A 16960-nucleotide genomic window follows, 5' to 3' on the forward strand; every position below is an offset into this window, starting at 1 on the left:
CTTTTTCGGTCGACGCGCCGGCGAAATACCGGCCGCGTCCTAACACAAACGGGCGAGGCGCCAAAACTAGCGCACCCGCCCTGATTTTCCGTTTGCCCGGTGAGCGGGAGCTTAGAAACGGAAGTGCGAGAATGCCTTGTTGGCTTCTGCCATGCGGTGAACTTCGTCGCGCTTCTTCATTGCGCCACCACGGCCTTCAGCCGCTTCCTGCAGTTCACCTGCGAGACGCAGGGCCATCGACTTTTCGCTGCGCTTCTTCGCGGCTTCACGCAACCAACGCATCGCCAATGCCATACGACGCGAGGGACGCACTTCGACCGGAACCTGATAGTTCGCACCACCAACGCGACGGCTCTTCACTTCGACCACCGGCTTCACGTTGTTGAGCGCAACCGTGAACACTTCCAGCGGGTCCTTGCCACCCTTGGTCTGGATCTGTTCAAAAGCGCCGTACACGATACGCTCGGCAACCGACTTCTTGCCGGAGAGCATCAGCACGTTCATGAACTTGGCTACATCTACGTTGCCGAACTTCGGATCCGGCAACACTTCCCGCTTGGGGACTTCGCGACGACGCGGCATGATTCTTCCTTTACTTTTTCAGTTGGAGCGATTCCCCGCTCCGCGGCCACCAACTAACCCGATCCATCTATTCGACTAAACCAGCTTGGCCGGGTGACCACTTACTCGATAGCACCGGCACTTCCGGCACCACCGCCTTTACCGCCTTGCGGCGACCTTGATTCGTTACTTCCGACCGGCGACTTACTTGCCAGCCTTAGCGCGCTTCGCACCGTACTTCGAGCGAGCTTGCTTACGGTCCTTGACGCCCTGGGTATCCAGCGAGCCGCGAACCATGTGGTAACGCACACCCGGCAAGTCCTTCACACGGCCGCCGCGGATCAGCACGACCGAGTGCTCTTGCAGGTTGTGGCCTTCACCGCCGATGTACGAAATGACTTCGAAGCCGTTGGTCAGGCGAACCTTGGCGACCTTACGGAGTGCCGAGTTCGGCTTCTTCGGCGTCGTCGTGTACACGCGGGTGCACACGCCGCGACGCTGCGGGCAGTCCTGCAGGGCCGGCGACTTGCTCTTCGTCGTTTCCGACGCGCGGCCTTTGCGAACCAGTTGATTGATGGTTGGCATTGTCTAATCCTAAAAATGAACAAAATCCACGCAATTCGATCGGGCAAAGCGAAAAGAATTGCGTGTTTAGCGATCTCGCCGACGATTCCCGCGCTTCGCATCCGGCACTAGGCCAGATCCGAAGACGGACCAATGACGAGAACCAAGCATGATATTCTGAAAATCGCAATCGGGTCAATACGTTGCGACGATTTCGATGGATTTTCGAGCGACGAATCTCAATCCGAACCGACGACGTCGAGCAGTTCGTCGCCGAAACGCTCCAGTTTGCGCACGCCGATGCCGGGAATATGGCGCAAGTCGTCGATCGTATCGGGGTCGCTGCGCGCGATTTCGGCGAGCGTCGCGTCGTGGAAGATGACGTAGGCGGGCACGCCGTCGCTCTTTGCGGTTTCCGCGCGCCAGGTCCGCAAGCGCTCCCAGCGCGACTTCTCGCGCGGTGACATGCCTGCGGTCGGATCCGCGCGTTCGCCCGTGCGGCTCGACGACTGCCGCGCGCGCGTCGGCTTCACGTATTTGCGCAGCGTGACGCGCTCTTCGCCCTTGAGTACTGGCTTGCTGGCATCCGTCAGAACGAGCGCGCCGAAGCCGTCGTGATCGACTGCGAGATAGCCGAACGCCACCAATTGCCGGAACACTGCGCGCCACTCGGGCTCGGACAGCGCCGCGCCGACGCCAAACGTCGAAATTTTCTCGTGGCCGCGTTGCAGGACCTTTTCGCTGCGCGTGCCGCGCAGAATGTCGATCAGGTGCCCGGCACCGAAATGGAATCCGCTCGCCCGCTGTGCGCGATACACGCACGACAGCGCCATCTGCGCCTCGCGAGTGGCATCGAAGGACGCGGGCGGCTCGATGCACGTATCGCAATTGCCGCACGGCGTGCTCGTCTCGCCGAAGTACGCGAGCAAACGCACGCGGCGGCACGTGGCCGCCTCGCAAAGTCCAAGCAGTGCATCGAGCTTGCCGGTCTGCACCCGCTTGTGGGCGTCGTCGGCGTCGGATTCGTCGATCATCTTCCGCTGCTGCACGACGTCGCCCAATCCGTAAGCCATCCACGCGTTCGCCGGCAAGCCGTCGCGGCCCGCGCGTCCGGTTTCCTGGTAGTAGCCCTCGACGCTCTTCGGCAAATCCAGATGCGCGACGAAGCGCACGTCCGGCTTGTCGATGCCCATGCCGAACGCGATGGTCGCGCACATGACGATGCCTTCCTCGCGCTGGAACATCTCCTGATGCTTCTGGCGCGTCTCGAACTCCATGCCCGCGTGATACGGCAACGCGCGGATGCCCTGGCCCTTCAGCCAGTCCGCGGTTTCCTCGACTTTGCGGCGCGACAGACAATAGACGACGCCCGCATCGGTGGTGCCGTCCTTGTTCGTATGCTCCGCGCGGATGAAATCGAGCAGCTGCGAGCGCGCATTGTCCTTCTCGACGATCCGATAACGAATGTTCGGCCGATCGAAGCTCGAAACGAAGATGCGCGCGTCGTCGAGCGCGAGGCGATGCACGATTTCGTCGCGCGTGATCGCATCGGCGGTCGCGGTGAGCGCGATGCGCGGCACATCGGGAAACCGCTCGTGCAGCACGGAAAGCTGAATGTATTCAGGGCGGAAATCGTGCCCCCATTGCGAAACGCAATGTGCCTCGTCGATCGCGAAAAGACCGACCGGCGCGCTGTCGAGGAGATCGAGAAAGCGCGGTGTCATCAGGCGTTCAGGCGCGACATACAGCAAGTCGATCTCGCCGTTGCGCAGGGCGCGCTCGGTCGCGGCTGCTTCGGCGCCGGACAACGTGGAATTGAGATACGCGGCGCGCACGCCCACCTCGGTCAGCGCGGCGACCTGATCCTGCATCAACGCGATGAGAGGCGACACGACGATGCCCGCCCCGAAACCCGCCTCGCGCCGTACCAGCGACGGTATCTGATAGCACAGCGACTTGCCGCCGCCGGTGGGCATCAGCACGAGGGAATCGCCGCCGTTCGCGACATGCTCGACGATCTCCGCCTGTTGTCCGCGAAATGCGGGATAGCCGAAGATTTCGTTGAGTATTTCGAGCGACCGGGACATGTGGAAAAGCGCGCACTGCGACGTGGGAGATAACGAATTCTACCAACGCATTAGCGCGTGAAACCGGCGTTAGCCATTCGGACGATGCCGGCAGCGAAACGTGCAGACGAAAAAAAAACCGCCCAGCCGAAGCTGAGCGGTTCATCGATGCTACTAGCGAGAGACGCTTACTCGTTGGTGTGCGGCTGCTGCTCCGCCGCCGGCGTTTCTGGCGTACCGAAGTCGAAAGCCTCTTCGGCCGCGATCTGGTCGAAACGCTCGCGATCCGACGATTCCTTCGCCTTGCGCGCCTTGTGGAACGCGAGACCCGTACCGGCCGGAATCAGACGGCCGACGATCACGTTTTCCTTCAGGCCACGCAGATCGTCGCGCTTGCCCATGATCGCCGCTTCGGTCAGCACGCGGGTCGTTTCCTGGAACGACGCCGCCGAGATGAACGAATCGGTCGACAGCGATGCCTTCGTGATACCGAGCAGCACGTTGTCGTACGTCGCCGGACGCTTGTCTTCCGCGATCATCTTGTCGTTCTCGTCGAGCATGTCCGAACGCTCGACTTGTTCGCCAGGAATGAAACGCGTATCGCCGTTGTCGACGATCTGCACGCGGCGCAGCATCTGACGCACGATCACTTCGATGTGCTTGTCGTTGATCTTCACGCCCTGCAGACGGTACACGTCCTGCACTTCGTCCACGATGTAGCGCGACAACGCCTCGATACCCTGCAGACGCAGGATGTCGTGCGGATCGGCAGGACCGTCGACGATCATTTCGCCCTTGTTGACGACCTGACCGTCGTGCACCAGCACCTGCTTTTCCTTCGCGATCAGGAACTCGTGCTGATTGCCCTCGAGGTCCGTGATGACGAGACGCTGCTTGCCCTTCGTGTCCTTGCCGAACGACGTCGTGCCCGTGACTTCCGCCAGAATGCCGGCGTCCTTCGGCGAGCGCGCTTCGAACAGCTCGGCCACGCGCGGCAGACCACCGGTAATGTCACGCGTCTTCTGCGCTTCAACCGGGATACGCGCCAGCACTTCACCGACCTGCACCTGCTGACCATCCTTCACGGTGATCAGTGCGCCGACCTGGAAGCCGATCTGCACCGAATGCTCGGTGTTCGGGATCTTCACTTCCTCGCCGTTCGCGTCGAGCAGCTTCACCTGCGGACGCACGCTCTTGCCAGCCTGCGAGCCACGGCGCTTCGCGTCGATCACGACCAGGGTCGAAAGACCGGTCACGTCGTCGATCTGCTTCGCGACCGTCACGCCTTCCTCGACGTTCTCGAACTTCACCGTACCGCCCCACTCGGTGATGATCGGACGCGTCAGCGGATCCCATTGAGCCAGTTGCGTACCGGCCTTGATCGCAGCGCCGTCGAGTTGCAGCAGCGTTGCGCCGTACGGAATCTTGTGACGCTCACGCTCGCGACCGAAGTCGTCCGCGATGATCGCCTCGCCGGAACGCGAAATGACGACCTGCTCGCCCTTCGCGTTGGTGACGTAACGCATCGTGGCCGTGAAGCGCAGCGTACCGTTGCTCTTCGCTTCCACCGTCGAAGCCACCGCCGCACGCGATGCCGCACCACCGATGTGGAACGTACGCATCGTCAGCTGCGTGCCCGGCTCGCCGATCGACTGAGCAGCGATCACACCGACTGCCTCACCGACGTTCACGCGCGAACCGCGGCCCAGGTCGCGGCCGTAGCACGCGGCGCACAGGCCATAACGCGTCTCGCAGGTGAGCGGCGTGCGCACGCGCACTTCGTCGATGCCGAGGCGCTCGATTTCCTCCACCGCATCTTCGTCGAGCAGATCGCCCGAAGCGTAGATCGTTTCCTGCGTTTCCGGATTGACGACGTCCGCCACCGCGACGCGACCGAGAATACGGTCACGCAGCGCTTCGACGACTTCACCGCCTTCGACCAACGCCTTCATCGCCACGCCGTTCGACGTGCCGCAATCGTCTTCGACGACGACCAGATCCTGCGTCACGTCGACGAGACGACGCGTCAGGTAACCCGAGTTCGCGGTCTTCAACGCCGTGTCCGCCAGACCCTTACGAGCGCCGTGCGTCGAGATGAAGTACTGCAACACGTTCAGGCCTTCGCGGAAGTTCGCGGTAATCGGCGTCTCGATGATCGAGCCGTCCGGCTTCGCCATCAGGCCGCGCATACCGGCGAGCTGACGAATCTGCACCGCGGAACCACGCGCGCCCGAGTCGGCCATCATGTAGATGGAGTTGAACGACTCCTGCTTCGTTTCGTTGCCGTCGCGATCGACCACCGGCTCCGTTGCGAGCTGCTCCATCATCGCCTTGCCGACCGCTTCCGACGTTGCCGACCAGATGTCGACCACGTTGTTGTAGCGCTCCTGCGCGGTGACGAGACCCGACATGTACTGACGGTCGTATTCCTTCACCTTCTTCGCGGCGTCGCCGACGATGGTTTCCTTCTGCGGCGGCACGAGCATGTCGTCGACGCAAATCGAGATACCGGCGCGCGTTGCGAGACGGAAGCCCATTTGCATCAGCTGGTCGGCGAAGATCACCGTTTCGCGCAGACCGCACTTGCGGAACGCCGTGTTGATCAGTTGCGAAATCTGCTTCTTCTTCAGCGGCTTGTTCAGCACCGTGAACGGCAGGCCCGGCGGCAGAATCTCCGACAGGATCGAACGGCCGACGGTCGTCGCGTACAGCGAGATCTTCGGCACGAACTTCGGCGCACCTTCACTCTGGTCTTCGTTCGCCACCATTTCGGTGATACGCACGTTGACGCGCGATGCCAATTCGACTTCCTTGTTCTCGTACGCGCGGATCACTTCCGACACGCCCGTGAACGTCATGCCTTCGCCCTTGCCGTTGATCGCTTCGCGCGACGCGTAGTACAGGCCCAGCACGATATCCTGCGACGGCACGATCGACGGATCGCCGTTGGCCGGGAACAGGACGTTGTTCGACGCCAGCATCAGCGTGCGCGCTTCCATCTGCGCTTCGAGCGACAGCGGAACGTGCACGGCCATCTGGTCGCCGTCGAAGTCGGCGTTGAACGCCGCGCAAACGAGCGGATGCAGCTGGATCGCCTTACCTTCGATCAGCACCGGCTCGAAAGCCTGAATGCCGAGACGGTGAAGAGTAGGCGCGCGGTTCAGCATCACCGGATGCTCGCGAATGACTTCTTCGAGAATGTCCCACACGACCGGCGTCTGGTTCTCGACTTCCTTCTTCGCGGCCTTGATGGTCGTCGCGACGCCCATCACTTCCAGCTTGTTGAAGATGAACGGCTTGAACAGTTCGAGCGCCATCAGCTTCGGCAGACCGCACTGATGCAGCTTGAGCGTCGGGCCGACCACGATCACCGAACGGCCCGAATAGTCCACACGCTTACCGAGCAGGTTCTGACGGAAACGACCGCCCTTACCCTTGATCATGTCAGCGAGCGACTTCAGCGGACGCTTGTTCGCGCCGGTCATCGCCTTGCCGCGACGGCCGTTGTCGAGCAGCGAATCGACGGCTTCCTGCAGCATCCGCTTTTCGTTGCGGACGATGATTTCAGGCGCCTTCAGTTCGAGCAGACGCTTCAACCGGTTGTTACGGTTGATGACGCGGCGATACAGGTCGTTCAGGTCCGACGTCGCGAAACGGCCGCCGTCCAGCGGCACGAGCGGACGCAGTTCCGGCGGCAGCACCGGCAGCACGTCGAGCACCATCCAGTCAGGCTTGATGCCCGAACGCTGGAAAGCCTCGAGCACTTTCAGGCGCTTCGCGTACTTCTTGATCTTCGCTTCGGAACCGGTGTTCTTCAGTTCCGTGCGCAGCGTCTCGACCTGTTCGTCGATGTTGATCGCGCGCAGCAGTTCGCGCACGCCTTCCGCGCCCATTTCGGCACGGAACTCGTCACCGTACTCTTCGACCTTGTTGTAGTAATCCTCTTCGGTCATGATCTGCCGCGCTTTCAGCGGCGTCATGCCCGGATCGATCACCACATATGCTTCGAAGTACAGCACGCGCTCGATGTCGCGCAGCGTCATGTCGAGCACCATGCCCAGACGCGACGGCAGCGACTTCAGGAACCAGATGTGCGCGACCGGCGAGGCCAGTTCGATGTGGCCCATCCGTTCGCGGCGCACCTTGGCCAGCGTCACTTCGACGCCGCACTTCTCGCAGATCACGCCGCGATGCTTCAGGCGCTTGTACTTGCCGCACAGGCATTCGTAGTCCTTGATCGGACCAAAAATCTTCGCGCAGAACAGACCATCCCGCTCCGGCTTGAACGTGCGGTAATTGATGGTCTCCGGCTTCTTCACTTCGCCGAACGACCAAGAACGAATCTTGTCGGGCGACGCGAGGCCGATCTTGATCGCATCAAAAACTTCTTCTTGTTGGACTTGCTTGAATAGATCGAGCAGAGCTTTCATTGCTTTCTCTCCGTAGTCCGATTAGTTGCGGTCCAGATCGATATCAATACCGAGCGAGCGGATTTCCTTCACCAACACGTTGAAGGATTCCGGCATGCCCGCGTCGATGACGTGATCGCCCTTGACGAGGTTCTCATAAACCTTCGTCCGGCCCGTCACGTCGTCCGACTTGACCGTCAGCATTTCTTGCAGCACATACGACGCGCCATACGCCTCGAGTGCCCACACTTCCATCTCACCGAAGCGCTGACCACCGAACTGCGCCTTACCACCCAGCGGCTGCTGCGTGACGAGCGAGTACGGACCGGTCGAACGTGCGTGCATCTTGTCGTCGACCAAGTGGTGCAGCTTCAGGTAGTGCATGTAGCCGACCGTGACCGTGCGCTCGAATGCTTCGCCGGTGCGGCCGTCGTACAGCGTGACCTGGTTCTTCGACGGCGTCATGCCGAGATTCGTGGCGATGTCGTCCGGGAACGCCAGATCGAGCGCACGCGTCATTTCGTGTTCCGTCGCGCCGTCGAACACCGGCGTCGCGAACGGCACACCTTCGCGCAGGTTCTTCGCGAGTTCGAGGATCTCGTCGTCGGAGAACTTGTCCAGCTCTTCCTGACGGCCCGACTCGTTATAGATCTGCGTGAGGAACTGACGCATTTCTTCGATCTTCGCCTGACGCTGCATCATCTCGCCGATGCGCCAGCCGAGACCCTTCGCGGCCCAGCCGAGGTGCACTTCGAGAATCTGACCCACGTTCATCCGCGACGGCACGCCGAGCGGGTTCAGCACGACGTCGGCCGGACGGCCATCGGCCATGTACGGCATGTCTTCGATCGGCACGATCTTCGACACGACACCCTTGTTACCGTGACGACCCGCCATCTTGTCGCCAGGCTGCAGGCGACGCTTCACGGCGAGATACACCTTGACCATCTTCAGCACGCCCGGCGGCAGTTCGTCGCCTTGCGTGAGCTTCTTGCGCTTCTCTTCGAACGCGAGATCGAACTGGTGACGCTTCTGCTCGATCGAGTCCTTGATCGCTTCCAGCTGTGCCGCGGCTTCTTCGTCCGCGAGGCGGATGTCGAACCAGTGGTAGTGATCGAGATCTTCGAGGTACGCGAGGTCGATCTTCGTGCCCTTCGCGAGCTTCTTCGGACCGCCATTCGCGACCTTGCCGTTCAGCATGCGGGCGAGACGCGAGAACGCGTCGCCTTCCACGATGCGCAGCTGGTCGTTCAAATCGAGGCGATAACGCTTCAGTTCGTCGTCGATGATCTGTTGCGCGCGCTTGTCACGCGTGATGCCTTCGCGCGTGAACACTTGCACGTCGATGACCGTACCGCTCATGCCCGAGGGCACGCGCAGCGACGTATCCTTCACGTCCGATGCCTTCTCGCCGAAGATCGCGCGCAGCAGCTTTTCTTCCGGCGTCAGTTGGGTTTCGCCCTTCGGCGTGACCTTGCCGACCAGCACGTCGCCCGCCTCGACTTCCGCGCCGATGTACACGATGCCCGACTCATCGAGACGGCCAAGCTGCACTTCCGCGAGGTTCGAGATATCGCGCGTGATTTCTTCCGGTCCGAGCTTCGTGTCGCGAGCAACGACATTCAGTTCTTCGATGTGGATCGACGTATAGCGATCGTCCGCAACGACCTTCTCCGAGATCAGAATCGAGTCTTCGAAGTTGTAGCCGTTCCACGGCATGAACGCGACCAGCATGTTCTGGCCGAGCGCGAGCTCGCCCAAATCCGTCGATGCACCGTCAGCCAGCACGTCGCCGCGCGCAACCTTGTCGCCGACCTTCGCGATCGGACGCTGGTTGATGTTCGTGTTCTGGTTCGAACGCGTGTACTTGATCAGGTTGTAGATGTCCACGCCGACGTCGCCGGCGACGGCTTCATCGTCGTTCACGCGAATCACGATACGGCCCGCGTCGACGTAATCCACCACGCCACCGCGCAGCGCCTGAACCGTCGTGCCCGAGTCGACCGCGACCGTGCGCTCGATGCCCGTACCGACGACCGGCTTTTCCGGACGCAGGCAAGGCACGGCCTGACGCTGCATGTTCGAACCCATCAACGCGCGGTTCGCGTCGTCGTGCTCGAGGAACGGGATCAGCGATGCAGCCACCGACACGATCTGCGACGGCGCCACGTCCATGTACTGGATGCGGTCCGGCGTGACCATCAGCGTTTCGCCCGCTTCACGCGACGACACGAGTTCGTCGGTCAGCGTGCCGTCTTCGCTCACGGCGGCATTCGCCTGCGCGATCACGTAGCGGCCTTCTTCGATCGCCGACAGATAGTCGATCTGATCCGTCACCTTGCTGTCCACGACCTTGCGGTACGGCGTTTCGAGGAAGCCGTACTCGTTGAGGTGCGCGTACAGAGCGAGCGAGTTGATCAGACCGATGTTCGGACCTTCCGGTGTTTCGATCGGGCACACACGGCCGTAGTGCGTCGGATGCACGTCGCGGACTTCGAAGCCCGCGCGCTCGCGCGTCAGACCGCCCGGGCCCAGTGCGGAAACGCGACGCTTGTGCGTGATTTCCGACAGCGGGTTGGTCTGGTCCATGAACTGCGAGAGCTGCGACGAACCGAAGAACTCGCGAATCGCCGACGAAATCGGCTTCGAGTTGATCAGGTCGTGCGGCATCAGGTTTTCGCTTTCGGCCTGGCCGAGGCGTTCCTTCACAGCCCGTTCGACGCGCACGAGACCCGCGCGAAACTGGTTCTCCGCGAGCTCGCCGACGCAACGCACGCGACGATTGCCGAGGTGGTCGATATCGTCCACTTCGCCCTTGCCGTTACGCAGCTCGACGAGGATCTTGATGGTCGCGAGGATGTCGTCGTCCTGCAGCGTCATCGGTCCGATGATTTCGTCACGGCCGACGCGGCGGTTGAACTTCATGCGGCCGACCTTCGACAGGTCGTACGCGTCTTCGCTGTAGAACAGACGGTTGAACAGCGCCTCGACCGCTTCTTCGGTCGGCGGCTCGCCCGGGCGCATCATGCGGTAGATCGCGATGCGCGCGGCCATCTTGTCGGCAGTTTCGTCGATACGCAGCGTCGACGAAATGTACGGACCCTGATCCAGATCGTTCGTGTAGAGCGTCTGAATGTCCTTGACCTTCGCTTCGCGCAGCTTCTCGAGAACCGTTTCCGTGATTTCTTCGTTGGCGTTCGCGATCACTTCGCCCGTTTCGGGGTCGATCACGTTCTTCGCCAGCACGCGGCCGAGCAGGTATTCCTCCGGCACCGAGATGAACTTCGTCTTGGCGTTTTCGAGGTCGCGAATGTGCTTCGCGTTGATCCGCTTGTCCTTCGTGACGATGACGTTGCCATCGCGATCCTGGATGTCGAAGCGCGCGACTTCGCCGCGCAGACGCTCAGGCACGAATTCCATTTGCGCGCCTTCGCTCATCAGCGCGAAGTTGTCGAACACGAAGAAGTTCGCGAGGATCTGCTCCGGCGACATGCCGATAGCCTTCAGCAGGATCGTGACCGGCATCTTGCGGCGACGGTCGACGCGGAAGTACAGCACGTCCTTCGGATCGAATTCGAAGTCGAGCCACGAGCCACGATAGGGAATGATACGAGCCGAGAACAGCAGCTTGCCGGAGCTGTGCGTCTTGCCCTTGTCGTGCTCGAAGAAGACACCAGGCGAACGGTGGAGCTGCGACACGATCACGCGCTCGGTACCGTTGATGACGAAGGAACCCGTCGGCGTCATGAGCGGAATTTCGCCCATGTACACTTCCTGCTCCTTCACTTCCTTGACGACCGGCTTGCTCGGCGATTCCTTGTCGAGCAGAACCAGGCGCACTTTCGCGCGCAGCGCCGAGCAGTACGTCAGACCGCGCTGCTGGCATTCCTTGATGTTGAACGCGGGCGGCGACAGCATGTAGCTGACGAACTCGAGACGCGCGAAACCGTTGTGCGAGACGATCGGGAAAACAGAGCTGAACGCAGCCTGCAAGCCTTCGGACTTGCGCTGCGAGGAAGACGTGTCCGCTTGCAGAAACGTCTGGAATGATTCAAGCTGGGTCGCCAGCAAAAAGGGAACTTGGTGAACGATGGGGCGCTTCGCGAAACTCTTGCGAATACGCTTCTTCTCGGTGAAGGAATATTGCATACGATCTCCGAATCACGGCGGGCGTTACCGAGGCGGGATACCTCGATGCCACAGCCCGGTGTTCACCGACTGAGACCCGCGCAACTGTCCGGGGAGGACGCGCGAATCTAGAAGCTTGGTGGTTGGCCGCTACCAACCGCTGGCTGACGGCAGCGGATGCCTGTGTTTCCCGCTACCCGACCAAACTTGCCTTCTGCAGTCGCTTCAGAAGACAAAGAGAACAATCGGAAAATTCTGCGGCTCCGACCGTTATCTTTGGCTTCTGTGGAGACATTTATGCTTGCTGACCAGCATACAAACTGCGTCCCCACAAAGCACAAAAAGGCCGGCGGTGAAAAACCGCCAGCCTTCGCATAGCGCAATGAAACTTACTTGATTTCAGCCTTCGCGCCAGCGTCTTCCAGCTTCTTCTTGGCTTCTTCAGCAGCAGCCTTGGGCACCGCTTCCTTGATGGGCTTCGGTGCGCCGTCAACCAGATCCTTCGCTTCCTTCAGGCCGAGACCCGTCAGTTCACGAACAGCCTTAATGACGGAAACCTTGTTCGCGCCTGCTTCGAGCAGGTTCACGGTGAACTCCGTCTGCTCTTCAGCAGCAGCAGCGGCGCCACCGGCACCTGCGGGGCCAGCAACTGCGACAGCAGCAGCCGACACGCCAAACTTCTCTTCGAACGCCTTGACCAGTTCGTTCAGTTCCAGCACCGACATCGAGCCAACGGCTTCGAGGATGTCTTCTTTTGCGATTGCCATGTGAAATACTCCTAGATTGAATTCGGATCGAGCTAGCGATCTAGCTTTGCCTAACTTAAGCGACTAGCGCCCAAGCGCGGTCGTTACGCAGCTTCGCCCTGCTTCTTTTCAGCCAGCGCGGCCAGAGCGCGCGCAAAGCCGGAAACAGGTGCCTGCATGACGAACAGCAACTTGGAGAGCAGTTCTTCGCGGCTCGGGATGTTGGCCAGCGCTTGCACGCCTGCCTTGTCCATCACGTTGCCTTCGTAGGAACCAGCCTTGATGATCAACTTGTCATTGCTCTTGCCGAAGTCGTTGACGACCTTGGCAGCGGCAATGGCATCTTCCGAGATGCCGTAGATCAGAGGACCGGTCATCTGCTCAGCCAGCGGAGCGAACGGCGTACCTTCGACGGCGCGACGCGCCAGCGTGTTCTTCAACACGCGCAGATACACCTGTTGCTCACGCGCTTTCGCGCGCAGCTTGGTCAGATCGCCAACCGTGATCCCACGATACTCAGCGAGCACCATCGTCTGAGCCTTCGCGACTTGCGCGGCGACTTCAGCGACGACTGCCTGCTTATCTTCTTTGTTCAGTGGCACGGTTAAACCTCCAGATTCGATGCACTCGGGCGAACTACCCTCATGCACCACGTTCAACAACGGCGTCCGACTGTTAGGAGTATTTCGATCGATTGGTGAGACGTCTCACGACGCTCGATAACCGACTTCAACCACTGCAAAACTGTTTCGGGTTCGCCATCTGCGTTGGCTTGAATTAAGGCAATGCCTGCCTGCTGCACCGCCACCAACGGTCTTTGACAACCGGTTGCTCAATCGAAACTGCAATCTTGCAACCGCCCAAAGCCCATATGAAGCGCGGTCACCTGACCGCGCTCGAAATTCTTACTGTTGCGCCAGCGTGGCTTGATCCACGCGAACGCCGACACCCATCGTGCTCGACACAGCGATCTTGCGCAGGTACACGCCCTTGCTGGTCGCCGGCTTCGCCTTTTGCAGCGCTTCGATCAGCGCCGACAGGTTCTGACGCAGCGATGCCGGCTCGAACGATGCGCGACCGATCGTGCCGTGGATGATACCGGCCTTGTCGACGCGGAACTGAACCTGACCCGCCTTCGCGTTCTTGACCGCTTGAGCGACGTCCGGCGTAACCGTACCGACCTTCGGGTTCGGCATCAGACCACGCGGACCGAGGATCTGACCCAGCGTACCGACGACACGCATCGTGTCCGGCGAAGCGATCACGACGTCGAAATTCAGATTGCCGGCCTTGACTTGCTCGGCCAGGTCTTCCATGCCGACCACGTCTGCGCCAGCTGCGCGAGCCTGTTCAGCCTTGTCGCCTTGCGCGAACACTGCGACGCGAACCGACTTGCCGGTACCAGCCGGCAGAACCACGGAGCCGCGAACCACCTGATCCGACTTCTTCGCGTCGATGCCGAGCTGCACTGCAACGTCGATCGACTCGTCGAACTTGGCGCTCGCGCATTCCTTCACGAGAGCCAGCGCGTCGTCGATCGCGTACAGCTTCTGACGATCAACCTTGTTCGCAAATGCCTGAAGGCGCTTAGAAAGCTTAGCCATTTACACGCCCTCCACAGTGATGCCCATCGAACGCGCGCTGCCGGCGATCGTACGCACGGCTGCATCCAGATCAGCTGCCGTAAGATCCGGCATCTTGGTCTTCGCGATTTCTTCCGCTTGAGCGCGGGTGATGTTGCCGACCTTGTCGGTGTGCGGCTTGCTCGAACCCTTCTGCACTGCGGCCGCCTTCTTGATCAGAACGGTAGCCGGCGGCGTCTTCATGATGAAGGTGAAGCTCTTGTCCGCGAATGCCGTAATGACGACCGGCACCGGCAGACCCGGCTCCATACCCTGAGTCTGCGCGTTGAACGCCTTGCAGAACTCCATGATGTTCAGGCCACGCTGGCCCAGTGCCGGACCGACCGGCGGCGACGGGTTGGCTTTACCTGCAGGAATCTGCAGCTTGATAAAGCCGATGATTTTCTTTGCCATGTTGAAAACCTCTGCTGAACGCGTGAGCGTTCGGTGAGTGATAGCGCGCGTTCGACGTTGCCGACTACTGACGCTCCTCAACGGTCATGACGCGGACCGTAAGCGCGAATCGCGCGATGGCCCGGAAGCCACGCGCGATGTATTCGATTAAAGCTTCTCGACCTGACCGAACTCGAGTTCGACCGGCGTCGAACGCCCGAAAATCGTGACAGAAACACGCACTCGGGACTTTTCGTAATTCACTTCTTCGACGTTGCCATTAAAGTCGGTGAACGGACCTTCCTTCACGCGGACCATCTCGCCGACTTCGAAGAGCGTCTTCGGCCGCGGCTTCTCGACGCCTTCCTGCATCTGCGACATGATCTTTTCGACTTCACGTGGCGAGATGGGACTCGGGCGATTGCGCGCACCACCAACGAAACCGGTTACTTTGGCCGTGTTCTTGACCAGATGCCACGTTTCGTCCGTCATTTCCATTTCGACCAGGACGTAACCCGGGAAGAAACGACGCTCGGTGACCGATTTGTGGCCGCCCTTTACTTCAACAACTTCTTCGGTCGGGACAAGAATCTGACCGAATTGATTTTGCATGCCTGCGCGCTCGATGCGCTCCTGAAGCGCACGTTGCACGCTCTTCTCCATGCCGGAGTAGGCGTGCACCACATACCAACGCTTTCCACTCGGGGATGTCGGAGTATCGCTCATATCATTTCCAACCCAGAATCGCCGAGAAAATCACCCATTCGATCGACTTATCGCTAAGCCAAAGGAAGATGGCCATGATCAGAACAAACGCGAAGACCACCAGGGTCGTTTGCGTGGCCTCTTTGCGAGTCGGCCAGACAACCTTGCGGACTTCCTTGTACGAGTCTTTGGCAAAAGCGATGAAACCCTTGCCCGGCGCAGAGAGCAGACCGACTGCGACACCCGCGATGACACCAACAGCAAGCGCTGCGCCGCGGACGTACCATTCTTGGCCCGAGAGCCAGAAGAATCCAACGAACCCGGCCAAGACCAACAATACGCCCGCCACCAACATCAACTTGTCGCCGGAAGTATTTACAGTTTCGACGGAAGGATTCGCCATAACACCTTAAACAGCGCCACTTGGCGCGAGAATTTTGGCAGGGGCAGAGGGAATCGAACCCCCAACCTTCGGTTTTGGAGACCGACGCTCTGCCAGTTGAGCTATACCCCTAAACCACTTGGGGTCGACGGACATTGCCGACCCCGAAACCACTAACTACCGAGAAGATTTCTGGCTCTTACTCGATAATCTTCGCCACGACACCGGCGCCGACGGTACGGCCGCCTTCGCGGATTGCGAAGCGCAGGCCTTCTTCCATGGCGATCGGAGCGATCAGCTTGACCGTGATCGACACGTTGTCGCCCGGCATCACCATTTCCTTGTCCTTCGGCAGCTCGATTGAGCCGGTCACGTCCGTCGTACGGAAGTAGAACTGCGGACGGTAGTTGTTGAAGAACGGCGTGTGACGGCCGCCTTCGTCCTTGCTCAGCACGTACACTTCAGCCGTGAAGTGCGTGTGCGGCGTGATCGAACCCGGCTTGGCCAGAACCTGGCCGCGCTCCACGTCTTCACGCTTCGTGCCGCGCAGCAGGATACCGACGTTGTCGCCTGCCTGACCTTGGTCGAGCAGCTTGCGGAACATTTCCACGCCCGTGCAGGTCGTCTTCACCGTCGGCTTGATACCGACGATTTCGATTTCCTCGCCGACCTTGACGATGCCGCGCTCAACGCGACCCGTCACCACCGTGCCGCGACCCGAGATCGAGAACACGTCTTCCACCGGCATCAGGAACGCGCCGTCAACTGCACGCTCCGGCGTCGGGATGTACGAATCCAACGCGTCGGCCAGGTTCATGATCGCCACTTCGCCCAGCTCGCCCTTGTCGCCTTCCAGCGCCAGCTTGGCCGAACCCTTGATGATCGGGGTGTCGTCGCCCGGGAAGTCGTACTTCGACAGCAGTTCGCGCACTTCCATTTCGACGAGCTCGAGCAGCTCGGCGTCGTCCACCATGTCGCACTTGTTCAGGAACACGATGATGTACGGCACGCCAACCTGACGGGCCAGCAGGATGTGCTCACGCGTTTGCGGCATCGGGCCGTCAGCAGCCGAACACACCAGGATTGCGCCGTCCATCTGCGCGGCGCCCGTGATCATGTTCTTCACGTAGTCGGCGTGGCCCGGGCAGTCGACGTGTGCGTAGTGGCGGTTAGCCGTTTCGTACTCGACGTGCGCGGTGTTGATGGTAATACCGCGTGCCTTTTCTTCCGGCGCTGCGTCGATCTGGTCGTACGCCTTCGCTTCGCCGCCGAACTTCTGCGTGAGAACCGTCGTGATCGCTGCCGTCAGCGTGGTCTTGCCGTGGTCAACGTGACCGATCGTGCCCACGTTCACGTGCGGCTTGGTCCGCTCGAATTTACCTTT

The 16960-nt window shown here is 60.6% G+C and carries 12 protein-coding genes and 1 tRNA gene; all 13 read right to left on the bottom strand.

The window, feature by feature from the left end; all coding sequences use genetic code 11:
- Positions 1-111 precede the first annotated feature (111 nt).
- Positions 112-582, bottom strand: a complete 471-nt coding sequence (gene rpsG / locus NCS02_RS13075) for a 30S ribosomal protein S7 (protein WP_008343817.1) — start codon at positions 580-582, stop codon at positions 112-114.
- 183 nt (positions 583-765) lie between these two features.
- Positions 766-1146, bottom strand: a complete 381-nt coding sequence (rpsL, locus tag NCS02_RS13080; RefSeq protein WP_006998493.1) for a 30S ribosomal protein S12 — start codon at positions 1144-1146, stop codon at positions 766-768.
- A 218-nt stretch (positions 1147-1364) separates the two neighbouring features.
- A complete protein-coding gene (gene recQ / locus NCS02_RS13085) occupies positions 1365-3212 on the bottom strand; it encodes a DNA helicase RecQ (RefSeq protein ID WP_008343806.1) in 1848 nt (615 codons plus the stop codon).
- A gap of 167 nt (positions 3213-3379) precedes the next feature.
- A complete protein-coding gene (rpoC, locus tag NCS02_RS13090; RefSeq protein WP_008343805.1) occupies positions 3380-7621 on the bottom strand; it encodes a DNA-directed RNA polymerase subunit beta' in 4242 nt (1413 codons plus the stop codon).
- Positions 7622-7642: 21 nt separating this feature from the next.
- A complete protein-coding gene (rpoB, locus tag NCS02_RS13095; RefSeq protein ID WP_008343804.1) occupies positions 7643-11749 on the bottom strand; it encodes a DNA-directed RNA polymerase subunit beta in 4107 nt (1368 codons plus the stop codon).
- A gap of 368 nt (positions 11750-12117) precedes the next feature.
- The gene (gene rplL / locus NCS02_RS13100) at positions 12118-12495 is read right to left on the bottom strand and encodes a 50S ribosomal protein L7/L12 (protein ID WP_008343803.1); all 378 of its coding nucleotides are present in this window, start codon (positions 12493-12495) and stop codon (positions 12118-12120) included.
- A gap of 83 nt (positions 12496-12578) precedes the next feature.
- Positions 12579-13076, bottom strand: a complete 498-nt coding sequence (rplJ, locus tag NCS02_RS13105) for a 50S ribosomal protein L10 (RefSeq protein ID WP_034473109.1) — start codon at positions 13074-13076, stop codon at positions 12579-12581.
- A 303-nt stretch (positions 13077-13379) separates the two neighbouring features.
- Complete coding sequence (gene rplA / locus NCS02_RS13110; protein WP_008343797.1) at positions 13380-14078, bottom strand: 50S ribosomal protein L1; 699 nt, start codon at positions 14076-14078, stop codon at positions 13380-13382.
- Positions 14079-14510: a 50S ribosomal protein L11 gene (gene rplK, locus NCS02_RS13115; protein WP_008343796.1), complete on the bottom strand. Its 432-nt coding sequence runs from the start codon at positions 14508-14510 to the stop codon at positions 14079-14081. It lies immediately after the preceding gene.
- A gap of 147 nt (positions 14511-14657) precedes the next feature.
- The gene (gene nusG / locus NCS02_RS13120) at positions 14658-15215 is read right to left on the bottom strand and encodes a transcription termination/antitermination protein NusG (RefSeq protein ID WP_008343792.1); all 558 of its coding nucleotides are present in this window, start codon (positions 15213-15215) and stop codon (positions 14658-14660) included.
- Between the two features lies 1 nt (position 15216).
- Positions 15217-15597, bottom strand: a complete 381-nt coding sequence (gene secE / locus NCS02_RS13125) for a preprotein translocase subunit SecE (protein ID WP_008343790.1) — start codon at positions 15595-15597, stop codon at positions 15217-15219.
- Between the two features lie 35 nt (positions 15598-15632).
- Positions 15633-15708: transfer RNA gene (locus tag NCS02_RS13130), tRNA-Trp, on the bottom strand.
- Positions 15709-15775: 67 nt separating this feature from the next.
- Positions 15776-16960 (bottom strand): elongation factor Tu (gene tuf, locus NCS02_RS13135; RefSeq protein WP_250435275.1); only part of this gene is annotated, 1185 nt, incomplete at its 5' end.

The sequence above is a fragment of the Caballeronia sp. NCF2 genome, assembly GCF_023631205.1.
GTDB classification, from domain to species: Bacteria; Pseudomonadota; Gammaproteobacteria; order Burkholderiales; family Burkholderiaceae; genus Caballeronia; species Caballeronia zhejiangensis.